Genomic DNA, 18,013 nt, shown 5'->3' on the forward strand with positions numbered 1-18,013 from the left:
TTGAGAATTATAAAAATAATTTGTACCTTGCAACCTTGGAAATTACCTGTAATGATTTCTATTGTTACAAGCACACTAAAAACAATAACTTGATCACTCTGTGACCCGTTACAAGGGGGAGATAAAATGATAAAAAGACCTCTTTTTGTCAAGAATAAGCTAGCGCTAGGAATTACAGCTGCGTGTTTGGCATTTTCTAGCCATAATGTATTAGCAGCGAGTTTTCAGCTAGGTGAATTTGATGTGACTTTCGATTCAACATTCTCATACGGTACAAGTATGCGTGTTGAAGATCGTGATTTTGACCAAATTGGTAAAAGTAACCACCCACGTTTTGACTGGACAGGTTACAACGCCGCCTTAAATCCAATTTACTCATCAAGCGATGTGTGGGCTCAGCAAGGTAGCTATTCAAATAATGGTGACTCTGGGAACTTAAATTTTGATAAAGGTGATACTTTTTCACAATTATTAAAAGGCACGCATGAGCTAAACATACGCAAAGACAATTATGGTTTCTTTACTCGTTTCATGTATTTTTATGATATGGAATTGATGGATGGTGATCGCGCTTACATAAACCCTACTTCGGGAACGCAAGTTGACCCATGTTCTGACAAGAAAGCCAAAGAGCAAGTGTGTGCGGACTTACGTTTACTCGATGCATTTGTTTATGCTGATTTTGATTTAAATGATGGAGAAAATCCACTTTCTATCAGACTCGGTCAACAAGTTGTAAACTGGGGTGAAAGCTCACTCATAACACACGGTATCAGTGTTAACCCAGTCGATATCGATCGTTTGAAAGCTCCAGGTGCTGAAGTAAAAGAAGCTTATATTCCAGTTGGAATGCTTTGGGCTTCATTGGGCATCACAGAAAATTTAACGCTAGAAGCGTATTATCAATACGAATGGCACGAAACCAGATTGCCTGTTGCTGGCACCTATTTTTCGACTAATGATTTCGGAGCTGTGAATGGGTATCAGAACAATGTTCAACTAGGTTTTACCTCTAACCCAGATATTGATCTTGCTCACCTGACAACAAACCTCAATTCTCTTTATGGGCAATGGGGTTCTGTGTTACAAGCGCAGGGTCTTGATCCTCAAAGTGTAGAAGCGCAAGCGATGCTTGCGAATATGTACCTAGCTTACCCAACAAAAGTCGCGCTTAGAGGTAAAGGTGATGCAGGGATTAAAGAACCAAAAGATTCGGGTCAATTTGGTATTAAATTAGGCTGGTTTGCACCAGAGCTTAATGACACTGAATTTGCACTGTATTACATCAATTATCACAGTAATCGTCCGCTAATATCTGGACAAGCTTCAGATTTTACCCAAGCATCTATTGCTAAAGATTTAGCAATGATTGCATCGACAGCTATCACTGAAGATAATATCACTCAGCTTGGAGCGTTTACTAAAGGCGTTTTAGAATACCCTGAAGATATTAAACTTTATGGTTTGAGCTTTAATACTGCAATTGGTGAAACAGCATTTTCTGGTGAATTTTCTTACAGAGAAGATGAGCCTCTTCAAATCGATGATGTTGAATTACTGTATGCGGGTATGGCTGAGCAGTTAGCTGTTGCAGGTATTCGCCCTGATTTTGCACAAATATCTCAGATTGATACCGTTGCACCAGGCTCAATTGCCCAAGGTTATGTTACATCAGATACGATGCAGCTTCAGTTTACGGCCGCACATTTATTTGGGCCATCTTTGGGAGCTGACAGCTGGGCTGTATTGGGTGAAGTAGGCGGTGTCACAATTAGTGATATGCCAAGTTATGATGAAATGCGCTTAAATGTTGCAGGTACAGGGCGCAGTGGCACTATGGTTGGTGTTGAAGGCCAAGACTATACGCTTTTACATCAAGCACTTTCAAATGGTCCAGAAACCAATCCTTTCCCTTCAGCATCTGCTTGGGGTTATCGCTTAATTGCTAAAGGTGAATATAACAATTTATTTTCAGGTGTAAATTTTGTACCTAAAGTTGTTTTCTCTCACGACGTAAATGGTATTACGCCAGATCCAATGTATCTATTTATTGAAGACCGCAAATCACTTGGTCTTAATATGAATTTCAACTACCAAAACGCATGGTCAGTTGATTTTAGTTACAACACGTTCTGGGGCGGCGGTCAAACTAACAATTTCTCTGATCGCGATTACGTTTCTTTCAACATTAAATATTCTATCTAAGGGTATAAATATGATTAAAAAACCTACCCTAATTGCGGTGGCATTATGTGGGTTATTTGCCACAAGTTCTGCATTAGCAAAGCTTACACCTGAAGAAGCGGCAAGATTAGGCGCTGATTTGACTCCTTTAGGAGCTGAAAAAGCGGGTAATGCGGATGGGTCAATACCTGTATGGGATGGTGGTTTAGTTAAATCGCCAGATAACTATCAAGTTGGTATGCATCACCCAGACCCTTTTGCTGATGATAAAGTCGAATTTACGATAACTAAAACGAATTTAGAACAGTTCAAGTCATTACTTTCTCCTGGTCAGATTGCGATGTTCGATACGTACCCTGATACATTCAAAATGAATGTGTATCAAACTCGTCGAAGCGCTTCTTATCCGCAGTTTATTTATGACGCCACTAAAAAGTATTCTATTAACGCTGAATTAGTAGAAGAAGGGAATGGAATTAAAAATACTGCAATCGGTATTCCATTTCCAATTCCAAAAACAGGCTTAGAAGTTATTTGGAATCATATTCTTCGTTATCGCGGGCTATCAATTCAACGTTATGGTGGCCAAGCAGCTCCAACTGCTTCAGGTTCATATAATATGGTTGGATTTGATGAGAAGTTATTAGTTAAATACTCTGAACAAGATGCGACTCCTGAGTCATTACAGGCGTCGAATATTTTATTCAAATTCAAGCAATCAGTCACAGAGCCTGCTCGTTTAGCAGGAACAGCGCTGTTAGTGCATGAAACAATGGATCAAATACTCACACCACGTCAGGCTTGGACATACAATACTGGTCAACGCCGTGTTCGTCGTGCACCAAACGTAGCGTATGATGCACCAGGCACTGCGTCAGATAGTTTACGTACAACCGATGACTTCGATATGTTTAATGGTTCGCCAAACCGTTACACGTGGGAGCTAAAAGGTAAGCAAGAGCTTTATATTCCTTATAACAGCTACAAACTGCATAGCGATGCGCTGAAATATGATGACATTTTAATGGCCGGTCATATTAATCCAGAGCACGTACGTTATGAAAAACATCGTGTATGGGTTGTTGAAGCGAATCTTAAAGACAGCACACGTCATATCTATAAAAAGCGTGTATTTTATATAGATGAAGACAGCTGGCAGATCCATATTGCCGATTTGTACGACAATCGTGATCAGCTCTATCGTGTCGCAATGGCACATGGTGTGAATTATTATGAAGTGCCAACTCATTGGAGTACTTTAGATGTCTACCATGACTTAAATTCACGACGTTATCTTGCTATCGGTTTAGATAATGAAGAGCGTATGTATGACTTTTCACAGTCATTCAACGATAATGAATTTACGTCAAACGCCCTTCGTAGAGAAGGTCTTAGATAAACTCTACGGCCCTTACGGGCCGTTTTTTTTGGTAAGTATTAAATTATGAAGTTACTGTTGTGTACTCTCTTTTTATTGGGGTCCTTCTCTTCGTTAGCTGAGCCTATGCAGCCTCAAGCTGCAATCATGGCGAAAAAAGCCAGTCAGACTTTATTAACCGATATCGTCAATCATGGTCAGGGGCTTGTTGCTGTAGGGAAGTACGGCAATATATTAACGAGTAAAGATGCCATTAATTGGCAGCAGGCTCAGGTGCCTGTCAATGTATTATTAACATCGGTTTTTTTTATTGACGATCAATTAGGCTGGGCAACAGGCCATGATGCAACAATTTTACACTCGCAAGATGGTGGCTTAACTTGGCAGCTTCAAAATTATCAACCAGAAGTAGATAAACCATTGTTAGATATTTTGTTTTTTGATAACAAAAATGGCATAGCAATTGGTGCGTATGGGCTTTTTTATCGAACAACTGATGCAGGTCAAACCTGGCAATCCGAATTTCAGTCAACGTTACTTTATGATGAAGACGTCGAGTTCTTAGAAGAATTAAAGCAAAGTGATAACGATGCTTATTTAAATGAAATCAATGCCATCTTGCCACATCTTAACCAAGTCACTTTTTATCAAGGAAAGCTGCTGATGGTCGGTGAGTTAGGCTTGATTGCCACAAGCGAAGATTTAGGTAAAACGTGGCAACGTTTAGAAGAAATTTATCCGGGTTCATTTTTTGATATTAAAGTATTGAACAATGGCCAATGGCTAGTCGCTGGATTACGCGGGAATGTATTTTTTAGTGAAGATGAAGGTGTGAATTGGTTGACAATTGATACCCAAAGCCAATCGACGGTTAATCAAATTTTAGTCACCGAAACAGGTGCTTTATTAAGTGCGAACAATGGGGTTTACCTTCATTTTGAAAATAAAGAAATAGTTAAAAAGCAGCATGCAGATGGTAAAGCACTCCTTTCTGCGGTTAAACATAATAAAACCATTGTTTTTGCAAGTGAAGTGGGTATTCAAGTCCAGGAGTCGAAGTAAATGGAAACGTTTTTAACCCGAATTGAAGCACTGGTATTTCGCCATCGTTTATCTGTGTTATTACTTTTTATCATCACCACTTGTTATTTAGTATTTCAAGCAAGCCAAATCAAGCTTGATGCCTCTTTTAATAAAAATATACCTTTAAATCATGAGTATATGAAAGTCTACACTAAACATGAAAAGCAGTTTGGTGGGGCCAATAGTATCTTAATCTCAGTGTGTGATGCGCGTGGCGATATTTTTAACCCTGAGTTTTTTACGCAATTAAAATCAGTTCATGATCAATTATATTTTATTCCGGGTGTAAATCGTCCTTTAGTGCAATCAATCTTTGCGCCAAGTGCTCGTTTTGTTGAGGTCGTTGAAGATGGTTTTGCTGGCGGGCCGATCATTCCAGCTAATTTTCAGCCTGATCAACAAGGTTTAGCGAAAGTTAAACAAAACATTGAAAAGGCAAACATTGTCGGACGTATGGTCGCCAGTGACTATTCATGTGCTATGGTTTCAACACAATTAATGGAAGTTGACCCCACAACGCAAGAAAAGCTCGATACATTGGCACTGGCTGCGAAACTCGAATCAGAAATTCGTGAACAATTTTCGACTGATAATGTGTCTATCCACATTATTGGTTTTGCAAAAATGGCTGGTGACATTGCTGATGGCGCCAAAGGCGTTGTGTTATTTTTCTTGATTGCAATTGCCTTTACCTTTGTTATGGTCTGGATTTTTTGCAAGAGCCTGACTTTAACTATTTTACCTGTAGCATGTTCATTAATCGCGGTTGTTTGGCAACTTGGTTTATTATCACAATTGGGTTTTGGTCTTGATCCCATGTCGATTTTAGTGCCATTTTTAGTCTTTGCCATTGGCGTAAGTCATGGTGTGCAAATGATCAATGCGATCAGTAAAAAAGTGCATGAAGGTTTTTCTAGCAAAATTGCTGCTGAGTCGAGTTTTAGAAGTTTGTTGATCCCAGGGGGTATCGCATTACTATCTGATACTGTGGGCTTTTTAACCCTTTTATCAATCGATATAGGCATCATCCGCGAACTTGCTATCACAGCGAGTTTAGGGGTTGCGGTAATTATTTTTACAAACTTATTGCTTCTTCCTGTTTTAGCTTCTTTTTTAAGTGATCGTAAAATTGCATCAGGGCAGCCACAAAAAGATTCTTTTGCTGGCTTAAGAGAGATACTGGTCAAAGCAACGGATAAAAATGTTGCGAAAGTGATCATTTTGATTAGCGCCGTTTTATTTGGGCTCGGTTTTTGGCAAGCGCAAAACATGCGAATTGGTGACTTACATGCCGGTGCGCCTTCTTTACATCAAGATGCACGGTACAACCAAGATACCTTCTTAATTACCGATAGATACAGTATTTCAGTGGATATTTTGAAAGTCATCGTAGAAGCGCCGCCAGAAGCATGTACTTTCCACGATATGATGAGCCGTATTGATCGTTTTCAATGGAAAATGGAAAACATAGACGGGGTTCAGTCGATTATCTCCCTCAATTCTGTTTCTCAGGCCGTCAATGCAGGTTATAACGAAGGAAACTTAAAATGGCAGTCTTTGCCTCGAAATACTGCGTCTTTAGTGCAAGCAACGTCTCGTGTTGAAACAAGCACAGGTCTTTTAGATGGTAACTGCAGTGTTATGCCGTTAATTATTTTTATGGAAGATCATAAAGCAGAAACAATTGAGCGAGTGATCACAGCGGTTAAGCAGTTTGCAAAAGAAGAAGAAACGGATGAGTTAAAATTCCGTTTAGCTTCAGGGCCAGTGGGTGTCATGGCTGCGACGAATGAATCTGTATCGCAAGCACAATTACCTATGATGATTTATGTGTATGGTGCAGTGATTATTTTATGTTTATTAAGCTTTCGTTCATTGCGAGCGACCATTGCTGTTGTATTACCACTTTACATAGTATCAACCTTAGCTCAGGCGTTAATGGTTTATTTAGAAATTGGTTTAACAGTCTCTACCTTGCCAGTTATTGCCCTAGGAGTCGGTATTGGTGTTGATTATGGCATTTATATTTTATCTTCGATGAGTCAACAATTACGTGATGGCATGCCATTAAGTCAGGCTTACCGTAATGCATTGATTGAACGCGGAAGTGCTGTGCTTTTCACTGGGATAACATTAGCTGTAGGTGTGAGTACTTGGGCATTCTCTGCCTTGAAGTTCCAAGTAGACATGGGGATTTTACTTACCTTCATGTTTTTGGTGAATATGTTAGGTGCAATCCTACTATTACCGGCACTTGGCACCTTGTTATGGCGTGATGAAAAAAAATAATTGTGAATAATTGTGTTTAGAAATGGCCAAAAAGGGCCATTTCTATCTATATTTTGTGAATAGTTGGCCAACTGTTTGAAATTTTAAGTCATTGGCCGAAAAAAACTATTTATATCAGTCTCAAAAGAGTTAGAATTCGTGGTGACTCCACGCTAATTAAATGGCTGTACAGATAGCTACCGTTCACAGGTGGTATAGATAAGGAACACATAATGACACGAAACGAAGGTCACACCTCAGTACTGTTGGATAATGTATGTAAGTTAATCCAAAAGAAAGTGCATGCTCCAAATGTGTCACTCGTTGAAATTTTTGCCAAAACCTTGTACAGCAACATGTCGAAAGAGGATTTGGCAAGCCGCAACGATAGTGATTTATATGGTGCAGCACTGAGTTTATGGAATTCCCTAGAAGGGCATACATCAGATGACGTACTGATCCGCGTTTTCAACCCAGAACTTGCAAAAAACGGTTGGCAATCTTCTCACACAATTGTCGAAATAATCGCTAAAGATATGCCTTTCTTGGTTGACTCAGTGCGCATGGCCCTGATTAGAGAAAACATCGCATCTCATTTACTGCTTCATTGTCCGTTGAAAATTCAGCGCGATAGTGAACATAAGATTTCAGGTTTATCTTCTTTAAAAGATGAATCGAACTCGACTTCTACCCAAACCGTTTTCTTTATTGAAATAGATCGTCAAACAGATAAAAAAGCTATTGAGTCAATCACTCAAGAGTTGCAGTCAGTACTTTTGGATGTTTCAGTAGCCGTTGAAGATTGGCTGGCAATTAAAGATAAATTAGTTGAAGTCACTGGCGATATTCCAAATCGTAAAGGAAAAGCTAACGCTGCTGAAATTGAAGAAACAGTTGAATTTTTGGACTGGTTGGCACGTGATAACTTTACTTTGATGGGTTACCGTCAATATGATTTATCTCCGATCCAAGGTGATTACCAGCTAAAAGGTGTGGCAGGCTCAAGCTTAGGTCTGATGAAAAATTCGATGGAAGATAAAATCCGTCTAATGTCAGATATGCCTGAAATAGCACGTAAAGAAGCCCACAGCGATAACTTATTAATTTTAACTAAAACGAATTCTATTTCTCGTGTCCATAGGCCGGCTTATATCGATTACATTGGTATTAAACGCTTTGACAAACAAGGCAATGTAATCGGTGAAGATCGTTTTATCGGCTTATTTTCGTCTAATTTCTATAATAACAGCGCTGCGGATGTGCCAGTATTGAAAAGTAAAATCAATCGCATCATGGAGATGTCTGATTTTGCAAAAGGCACACATGCTTACAAAGCCGTGCTTAATATTTTAGAAACGTATCCGCGTGATGAGTTATTACAAGCAAAAGAAGCCGAATTACTTGATGTTGCTATGGGCGTGCTGCAAGTCCAAGAACGAGACATGTGCCGTATCTTTGTACGTAAAGATATGTATGGCCGTTTCTTATCTTGTATGGTGTATGTACCAAGAGAGCGATATAACACTGCGCTAAGACGTGAAACCCAGCAAATATTAGCGTCTGCATTTAGCACTTCGCAAAAAGTCGAGTTTACGACTTTCTTTTCAGAATCTATTTTAGCCCGGACTCATTACACAGTGAGACTGGACGACAACAATATTGAATATAACGTGAAAGATATCGAACGCAATTTAATTGAAGCGGCCCGTACATGGGAAGACAAACTACAATCAGCCTTACTTGAACTCGCCGGTGAATCACGCGGCAAAGAGTTGAACAGAAAATACGCTAATGCTTTTTCTAGTTCTTATAAAGAACAGGTTTTACCAAGTGCAGCAGTTGTTGACATTGAAAAGTTAGAATCATTATCTGATGATAATAAATTAGAGATGTTATTTTACCGCCCGCAAGAAGAATCTGATAAAAATATGGTGCGTTTGAGTCTTTTCCACAAAGATGTGCCAATTCACTTATCTGATGTGATGCCAATGCTTGAAAACTTTGGTTTGCGTGTCATTGGTGAAACACCTTATGCGGTTAAAACAACTGATGGCCAAGTCAATTGGGTAATGGACTTCAGCATGCTGTTGACCAAAGATGTCACTGACTTTGATAAGAGTTCAGTTCGTTTTCAAAAAGCATTGACTAATGTTTGGCATAACCGTTTAGAAAATGATGGCTTTAATCGTCTTGTTTTAGCATCCGGTTTAACGGGTCGTGAAGCGTCTATCTTACGTGCTTACGCTAAATATATGCGCCAAATCGGTGTGACTTTTTCTCAATCATATATTGAAAGTACATTTGAACATTATCCAAATATCGCTATTCAATTAGTGAAATTGTTCAATAAGAAATTCTCACCAAAAGCAAAATTTTCTGAAAAAGCTGTTGAAAAACTGACGAATGAAATTTATGCCGCACTCGATACTGTTAGCAATCTAGATGATGACCGTATTATTCGTAGTTATGTTGATTTAATTACTGCCACGATTCGTACTAACTATTATCAGCTTGATGCATTAGGTAACAATAAGTCGTATATCTCGTTTAAGGTTAAACCAAATCTGATCCCAGATATGCCATTGCCTCTTCCTGCGTATGAAATTTTTGTGTACTCACCAAGAGTCGAAGGTGTGCATTTACGTGGTGGTAAGGTTGCCCGTGGTGGATTACGTTGGTCTGACCGTCGTGAAGATTTCCGAACTGAAGTACTTGGTTTAGTGAAAGCGCAGCAAGTTAAAAACACGGTTATCGTACCTGTTGGTTCTAAAGGTGGTTTTGTTTGTAAACAAGCGCCAAGTCCAAGTGATCGCGATGCGTTTTTCAAAGAAGGCCAAGAATGTTATAAAATTTTCATTCGTGGTTTACTTGATATCACAGACAATATTGATCGCGGTGAAATTGTTCCTCCTGTTGATGTGGTTCGTCACGATGAAGATGATCCGTATCTTGTTGTTGCAGCCGATAAAGGCACAGCCACTTTCTCAGATATCGCAAATGGTATCTCTGAAGAATATGGTTTCTGGTTAGGTGATGCATTCGCATCAGGTGGTTCAGTTGGCTACGATCACAAGAAAATGGGTATCACAGCCAAAGGTGGCTGGGAGTCAGTTAAACGTCACTTCCGTGAAATGGGTATCGATTGCCAAACAACTGATTTCACCTGTGTTGCGATTGGTGACATGGCTGGTGACGTATTTGGTAACGGTATGTTGCTTTCTGAGCACATTCGTTTACAAGTTGCGTTCAATCACATGCATATCTTCATTGACCCAACACCAGATGCCGCGCGCTCGTACCCAGAACGCCAGCGTTTATTTGACTTACCGCGTTCTAGCTGGGAAGACTATGATGTTTCGTTAATTTCGCAGGGCGGTGGTATATTTAATCGCTCAGCAAAATCAATTACGCTTACGCCAGAAATTAAGAAAATGCTTGGCACTAAAAAAGTAGCGATGGCCCCGAATGAATTGATCAAAGCCGTTCTGATGATGCCGGTCGATTTAATCTGGAATGGTGGCATTGGTACTTACGTAAAAGCGAAGCATGAAACAGATGTCGGTGATCGTGCTAATGATGCACTACGTGTAAACGGTTCCGAGCTTAATGCCAAGATATTTGGCGAAGGCGGTAACTTAGGTTGTACGCAATTAGGCCGAATCGAGTTTGCTACCAAAGGCGGTCGCATCAATACAGACTTTATCGATAACGTTGGTGGAGTTGCGTGTTCTGATAACGAAGTAAATATTAAAATTTTACTTAATGGACTGGTTGCTCAAGGTGATATGACCAAAAAGCAACGTGATGAGCTTCTGTACTCTATGACTGATGAAGTGTCTCGTTTAGTTTTACGAGATTGTTATCGCCAGACTCATACAATTTCAGTCACTCAATTAAAAGGTGCTTCTACGCTTAAAGAGCAGATTCGTTTTATCCATGCTCTTGAAAAAGAAGGCAAGCTAAATCGCGTCATTGAATTTTTACCATCGGACGAAGAGCTAGCCGATCGCTTAGCAGCCGGTAAAGGACTAACAAGACCAGAGCTTTCGGTGCTTGTTTCTTATGCCAAAATGGTACTAAAAGAATGGTTAGTGACACCAGAGATTACCGATAATCCATATTATCGTCAGTTACTGGTCAATGCTTTCCCTGTGCCATTACGTGAAAAATTTAATGCAGCAATGGACAACCATCCATTACGTTCTGAAATTATTGCCACGAAACTAGCTAATAACATCATCAATGACATGGGATTGAACTTTGTTATCCGTATGATGGAAGAAACAGGTGCGCCGGCTTCAGAAGTCGTGATTTGTTACTCGATGGCCAGTGCTGTATTTGAAATGTCAAAAACGTGGTCTGAAATTGAAGCCTTAGACAATAAGATCCCAGCGATTGTTCAAACTGAAATGCTGTATCAATTACGCCGTACAGTTCGTCGTGCAACACGTTGGTTCTTACGTCATCGCAATAAAGCTTTCTCAATTGAGCATAAACTTGAGTTTTACGGCCCTGCGTTTGCTGACTTAAGTGAAAACCTTGCGTCTTACTTGATTGAGAAAGAGTCTGAAAAACTAAGCTCTGAAGCAAAAGCGTTAGAACAAGAAGGTGTGCCAGCAGCACTTGCTAAGCGAATTGCTCAGTTATCTAGCTTGTTCTCGGTCATGGATTTAGCGCAAGTTGCTAAGCAGTCAAACCGTTCAATTTCAGTTACAGCTGATACTTACTTCAAACTCGGTGCTCGCATGGGTCTGCATTGGTTCTTAGACCAAATTACACTGCAACCAGTAGCGAATCATTGGCAAGCATTGGCACGTGCGTCTTATCGTGAAGAGCTTGATTGGCAACAACGTTCATTAGCGGCTGTTGTGATGAATAGTTGTAACAAAGAAGTGTGTGATGTTGATGGCATTATAGACTCGTGGATGAAAGAGAATGACGTCTTATTGAGTCGTTGGAAAATGATGCTCGCTGAGTTCAAAACAACGAAAGTACATGATTTTGCCAAGTTCTCTGTGGCATTGCGTGAATTAATGTTGCTTAGCCATAACTGCGACACTTCCAAATAATTCAAAACGCTATAAAATACCCCGGTCTAACCGGGGTTTTTTTTATATTTAATTAAGGGGTTTACATGTTTTATGATTTGGCTCGTCGTTTTATGTTTTCGTGTGATGCAGAGTGGTCACATAACTTTGCATTAAATAATTTAAAGCGATTTGCACATAGCCCGATGAACGCCTTATGGTCTCAACAGTTAGCACATAAACCGGTTAATTTTTTAGGTTTAGAGTTTAAAAACCCGGTTGGTTTAGCGGCTGGTCTTGATAAAAATGCAGAGTGTATTGACGCATTTTCACAAATGGGATTTGGTTTTGTTGAAGTCGGTACTGTGACTCCCAAGCCACAAGCTGGCAATGACAAACCACGTATTTTCCGCCTTGCGCAATCACATGCGATTATAAATCGCATGGGTTTTAATAATAAAGGCGTCGATTATTTAATAGAAAACGTGAAAGCAGCACAATATAAAGGGATCTTAGGGATCAATATTGGTAAAAATAAAGATACCCCAAATGAACAAGGTAAAGACGATTATATTCATTGTATGAGAAAGGTATTTACCCATGCCTCATATATTACTGTGAATATTTCTTCTCCCAACACGCCAGGGCTCAGAGATTTACAGTATGGTGAAGCCCTTGATGATTTGTTATCAAGCCTTAAGAATGAGCAGCTTAATTTATCTGCTCATCATAATAAACATGTGCCGATGTTGGTTAAAATTGCCCCTGATCTTGATGAGATTCAAATTGGTCAAGTAGCTGATTCTCTTGTTAAAAATCATATAGACGGGGTTATCGCAACCAATACAACCTTGGAAAGGGCGGCAGTAGAAGGCCAACAATATGCAGATGAAATGGGTGGTTTATCAGGGCGCCCTGTCCGTGAAAAGTCAACTCATGTGGTCAAAGAACTCAAACGTTTAACTGGTAATAAACTACCAATTATCGGTGTTGGTGGCATTGATAGTGCAGAATCTGCGCAAGAAAAGCTCTCTGCGGGGGCCAATCTTGTGCAAGTTTATACAGGCTTTATTTATCAAGGTCCGCCGTTGATCAAATCGATCGTTAATAGCTTATAAGGATCAGTTATTTAAACAAATGATCCTTTTTTAATTATTCTAAAAAAATAGCTTAACTTCTGGCGTATAGGCCCTATAATCCCTGTGATCTAGACAATCACGGGGATTTTTATGTTACAAGCGTCAGCACAATGGAATTGGTATGCTTGTTCACAAAGCAACACACTTAGGCTCGATATGGGTCCTGAGATGGAATTTTGCACCCCGTTTAAACTACGCCAACTCACCGATTTAGCCTTTGAAAATCCGCACTTTAATTTACGAGATGCTGAGTTTTATCAGCAGGTCACAAGTTATTTAGTCAATCTTGCCTATTGGAGCCCTTCTCAAGTGTGCCAAATTGCTTTGAATGCGACTGCGGCTAAGTTTTATTTAAAGCCGGTATTAGCTAAAAGTTGGTTTTTTGAACAATACACAGGTTCACAACCTAGCACAGAAGCCATCGTTAATCTGCAGTCAGTTAGTGATCAAGGACAGTTTTTGATTGTTGATTACAGTGAGCAAGCATCACTATGTTTATGCTTAGAAAATTCATTTTCCTTAGATGAAAACCTTTCTTTAAAACAGTTTGAAGTTATACGTGTTTTAAACGATCGTATCCACCCAATAAATATCGACTATTCTCAACAAAAACGCGCATAGACATAGGCTAATTATTTGATTGTCTATGTTATACTCTGCATCAATTACGTATACAGGGTTACTACATTGCAATTTATCGCACTTACTTCGATTGGTATCGAACAACTTCTTTCAGATGAACTCAATCAATTGGGCGCCAAAGTTCTCAAATTAACTGTTGGTTCGGTCACCTTTGATGCCGACACACTCACGGCGCAGAAAATTTGTTTACTCAGTCGCTTTGCAACACGTGTCATGATGCTGATTGATTCGAAAGAGGCGATAAAAGACAAAGAGTCACTTTATAATTTTGTACGTTTCCAAGCTTGGCAGGAATATTTTGGGCCTAATCAGACTTTTTTAGTTGATTTTTCAGGCACTAATGATGAGCTAAAAAATACTCAATTCTCAGGTCTTGTTATAAAAGATGCGGTGGTCGATTATTTTCAGGATTTATATGAACAACGACCCAATGTTGATAAACAGGATCCATCGGTACGGATTATCGGTCGTCTTCATCGTGAAACTGTTAATTTATATATCGATTATTCGGGCCCATCTTTATCACAACGGGGTTACCGTACAGCACAAGGTAAAGCACCGATTAAAGAGCATTTAGCAGCAGCATTAATCAAACGCAGTGGCTGGTTGAATGATATCTCACAACCTTTATACGATCCTTGTTGTGGTTCAGGCACACTACTTATTGAAGCTGCAAGCATGGCGCGTAATGAAGCACCAGGTTTACATAAAACGTTTGCATTTGAACGTTTACCTAGCTTTCGCGAAGTCAAATACTTAGAGTTAAAAGAGCAAGTGGCGCAGCAGGGCACTTCGCCTAATTTATATTTAATTGGGCATGATCTAGACCGACATGTTATTGGTAAAGCAAAAGAGAACAGCCGTAAAGCTGGGCTTGCCAATACAATTACCTTTAATTTAGGTGATGCAGCCAGCCTCAAAGCGGTCGCAAAACGTGCGGGAGTTGTGATTTCTAATCTTCCTTATGGGGAGCGTTTAGGCGGCACAGCTGAACTAATCAGTTTATATCGCCATTTAGGTCAAGGTTTAAAGAACCATTTTGCAGATTGGCATGTGTCGTTGCTTAGTTCAGATGAAAGCTTGTTGAAGTTACTGAAATTAGTGCGTAATAAGCAATATAAATTTAAAAATGGTCCAATTGATTGTGTACTAAACAATTACATTTTAGATGCAAAACAAGTACAGCAATCTGATCAGCAAACAGGCCTAAATTACCCAGCATCTGAAGCATATGGAAACCGCATTAAGAAAAATAAACAAGGCCTTAAAAAGTGGCTTAAAAAAGAATCGATAGAAGCTTATCGACTCTACGATGCGGATATCCCAGAATATAATGTCGCAGTTGATGTTTATCTGGATCAAGTTGTGATTTATGAATATGCGCCGCCAAAAGAAATTAATGAAGATGTTGCTCATAAGCGTTTACAGGATGTGATTTATTTGACGGGTACTCAGCTTGATGTCCAACCAGATAAAGTGATTGTAAAACAACGCCGCAGACAAAAAGGTGATGCGCAATATACGAGTTTGGCTAAACGAAATGAAACGCTTGTCGTGACTGAGTTTGGTGCCAAATTTAAAGTTAATTTGCATGATTACCTTGATACTGGGTTATTTCTAGATCACCGTTTAGCGCGTCGTTTTATTCAAGAAAACAGCCAAGATAAACGCTTTTTAAATTTATTTGCCTATACGGGCTCGGCTTCTGTTCATGCTGCCATTGGCGGAGCAAAGTCAATTACAACCGTTGATATGTCAAAAACATATCTTGATTGGGCGCAAGAAAACTTTGCATTAAACAACTTAAAAAACAGTCGTTTTCGTTTTGAAAAAGCCGATTGTTTGAAATGGCTTGAGCATGCTCAAGGCCAGTATGATCTTATCTTTCTTGATCCCCCAACATTTTCGAACTCAAAGCGTATGGAAGATGCGTTTGATGTACAGCGAGACCACATAAAATTATTTACTTGGGTTAAAAATATTTTAAGTCCGGATGGCACCTTATTATTTTCTAACAATAAGCGCGGCTTTAAAATTGACCGTGATGCATTGACAGCTCTTGGTCTGCAAGCGGTGAATATCACGGATAAAACGTTATCGCCTGATTTTAACCGAAATAAAAATATCCATAACTCATGGTTAATCACTTATGCCTAATGCCGTCTTATATCACACCGAAGGGTGTCATTTATGCGAAGAAGCACAAGCGTTATTACAGCAAATAGTGCCACCTGAAATGGTTGAATTAGTTGATATAGTCGACTGTGTAACATTAATGGGGCAGTATCAAACAAGTATTCCGGTATTGGTCAATCAACAAACGAATGTAAAATTGTTTTGGCCCTTTGATCTAACTGATATTCAAGAAGTATTAAAATAACATGGATTTAATTAGAATTACGGGGGCGAAACTCGCCTTCGGAACACACCCGTTATTAGATAATGCAGATGCATTAATCGAAACCAATGAGCGAGTCTGTATTGTTGGACGAAACGGTGCCGGAAAATCGACTTTTTTAAAAGTCCTTGATAAACAAGTTCAGCTTGATGAAGGGGATATTAATCAGCTCAGCGGGCTTAAGATATCACGTTTAGAGCAAGATCCTCCCAAAGGTGCCACAGGTAGTGTATTTGATTACGTCGCTGCAGGCTTGCCCAATGTGGCTCAACTATTAATTGATTTTCATCAGTTAAATGTGCAGCTACAAACACAGAGCAATGATAAGCTTCTTAATCGTCTTGAGCGATTAACAGCTGAGCTTGAAACTCATGATGGCTGGCGTTTTGAAACGCAAATCAATCTGATTTTAACAAAATTACAGTTAACACCTGATACCCGCCTAGAATCGCTCTCGGGCGGTTGGTTGCGCAAAGTGGCGTTAGCCCGAGCATTAGTGAGTGAGCCGGATCTCTTATTACTTGATGAACCAACCAACCACCTCGATATGGCCAGTATTTTATGGCTAGAGCAATTCTTAAAAGAATATAAAGGCTCGATCATCTTTATTTCTCATGACCGTGCGTTTATTCGATCTATGGCCACACGGATCATTGATTTAGATCGGGGTAAGTTAGTTTCTTATCCTGGCAACTATGAGCTGTATTTAGAGCAAAAAGCTCATGCACTGAAAGTTGAAGAAACGCAAAATGCGTTATTTGATAAACGACTTGCCGAAGAAGAAACCTGGATACGTCAAGGAATTAAAGCCCGACGAACCCGTAATGAAGGCCGTGTACGTGCACTAAAAGATTTGCGTAATGAACGCAAACAACGTGTAGAGAAAGTAGGTAAAGCCGATTTCAATATCGAAGTGGCCCAGCGCTCTGGCAAATTAGTGTTTGAATCTGATAATTTATGCCATCAATATGGTGATAAAGTAACGGTTAAAGACTTTTCTACGCTTGCTATTCGAGGTGATCGCATTGGTTTAGTCGGACCAAATGGTATTGGTAAAACAACATTATTAAAATTACTGTTTGGCCAGGTTGCACCAACATCAGGCACAGTGAAGCAAGGTGTTAATCTCGAAGTTGCCTATTTTGATCAATATCGCGCATTACTTGATGAAGAAGCGACAGTACAAGACAATGTCGCTGAGGGCAAACAGGAAGTGTTAATCGGTGGGCGTCACCGTCATGTGCTGGGTTATTTACAAGACTTTTTATTTCCTCCGGCTCGAGCACGCTCACCTGTTAAGGCTCTTTCGGGAGGAGAGAAAAATCGCTTACTATTGGCTAAATTATTTTTAAAACCATCAAATATTTTGGTACTTGATGAACCAACCAATGATTTGGATGTCGAAACTCTTGAATTACTTGAGGAGATTTTAGGTCAATATCAAGGCACTGTATTAGTTGTCAGTCATGACCGTGAATTTATCGACAACACGTGTAGCAGTGTGTGGGGATTTAAAGGCAATGGTGAAATAATTGAGATTGTAGGCGGTTACTCTGATTATGAAGATTATTTGAGTCAGCAAACAACCCAACAACAAAGTGCAGAAGTGGTCAAGCCGACGCAAAAGCCACACAGTAAACCCGTTGAGAAAAAAAGTAACAAACTATCTTATAAGCTTAAATTAGAGCTTGAACAGTTACCGGCTTTACTCGAATCACTTGAAAATCAAATAACAGAATTACAGGAAGTGGTAAATGGTGCTGATTTCTTTAAACAGGACAGTGAATTTACACAATCAACATTGAACCAACTATCTCAAGCTGAGTCGAAGCTCGAAGCTGCGTTTGAGCGCTGGGAAGAATTAGAAGAACTACAAAATAAGTAGTAGGAATTA

At 39.6% G+C, this 18,013-nt stretch carries 10 protein-coding genes; all 10 read left to right on the top strand.

Annotated features, from left to right (window positions below; genetic code table 11):
* Positions 1-126: 126 nt before the first annotated feature.
* On the top strand, positions 127-2,205 hold the full coding sequence (locus PULV_RS10595) for a DUF1302 domain-containing protein (RefSeq protein ID WP_193331677.1): 2,079 nt from the start codon (positions 127-129) through the stop codon (positions 2,203-2,205).
* A 10-nt stretch (positions 2,206-2,215) separates the two neighbouring features.
* The gene (locus PULV_RS10600) at positions 2,216-3,583 is read left to right on the top strand and encodes a DUF1329 domain-containing protein (RefSeq protein WP_193331678.1); all 1,368 of its coding nucleotides are present in this window, start codon (positions 2,216-2,218) and stop codon (positions 3,581-3,583) included.
* A 45-nt stretch (positions 3,584-3,628) separates the two neighbouring features.
* Positions 3,629-4,624: a WD40/YVTN/BNR-like repeat-containing protein gene (locus PULV_RS10605; RefSeq protein ID WP_193331679.1), complete on the top strand. Its 996-nt coding sequence runs from the start codon at positions 3,629-3,631 to the stop codon at positions 4,622-4,624.
* Positions 4,625-6,934, top strand: a complete 2,310-nt coding sequence (locus PULV_RS10610) for an efflux RND transporter permease subunit (protein WP_086744945.1) — start codon at positions 4,625-4,627, stop codon at positions 6,932-6,934.
* 212 nt (positions 6,935-7,146) lie between these two features.
* Positions 7,147-11,982, top strand: coding sequence for an NAD-glutamate dehydrogenase (locus PULV_RS10615; RefSeq protein ID WP_193331680.1), 4,836 nt, complete (start codon positions 7,147-7,149; stop codon positions 11,980-11,982).
* 65 nt (positions 11,983-12,047) lie between these two features.
* A complete protein-coding gene (gene pyrD / locus PULV_RS10620; RefSeq protein WP_193331681.1) occupies positions 12,048-13,058 on the top strand; it encodes a quinone-dependent dihydroorotate dehydrogenase in 1,011 nt (336 codons plus the stop codon).
* Positions 13,059-13,169: 111 nt separating this feature from the next.
* On the top strand, positions 13,170-13,700 hold the full coding sequence (locus PULV_RS10625) for a cell division protein ZapC domain-containing protein (protein WP_086744948.1): 531 nt from the start codon (positions 13,170-13,172) through the stop codon (positions 13,698-13,700).
* A 66-nt stretch (positions 13,701-13,766) separates the two neighbouring features.
* Complete coding sequence (gene rlmKL / locus PULV_RS10630) at positions 13,767-15,878, top strand: bifunctional 23S rRNA (guanine(2069)-N(7))-methyltransferase RlmK/23S rRNA (guanine(2445)-N(2))-methyltransferase RlmL (RefSeq protein WP_193331682.1); 2,112 nt, start codon at positions 13,767-13,769, stop codon at positions 15,876-15,878.
* A complete protein-coding gene (locus PULV_RS10635) occupies positions 15,871-16,101 on the top strand; it encodes a glutaredoxin family protein (RefSeq protein WP_193331683.1) in 231 nt (76 codons plus the stop codon). Before rlmKL ends, PULV_RS10635 begins: the two co-directional genes overlap by 8 nt.
* 1 nt (position 16,102) lies before the next feature.
* The gene (gene uup / locus PULV_RS10640) at positions 16,103-18,004 is read left to right on the top strand and encodes an ATP-binding cassette ATPase Uup (RefSeq protein WP_193331684.1); all 1,902 of its coding nucleotides are present in this window, start codon (positions 16,103-16,105) and stop codon (positions 18,002-18,004) included.
* Positions 18,005-18,013 lie beyond the last annotated feature (9 nt).

Source organism: Pseudoalteromonas ulvae UL12, assembly GCF_014925405.1.
In the GTDB taxonomy this organism is placed as follows: Bacteria; Pseudomonadota; Gammaproteobacteria; order Enterobacterales; family Alteromonadaceae; genus Pseudoalteromonas; species Pseudoalteromonas ulvae.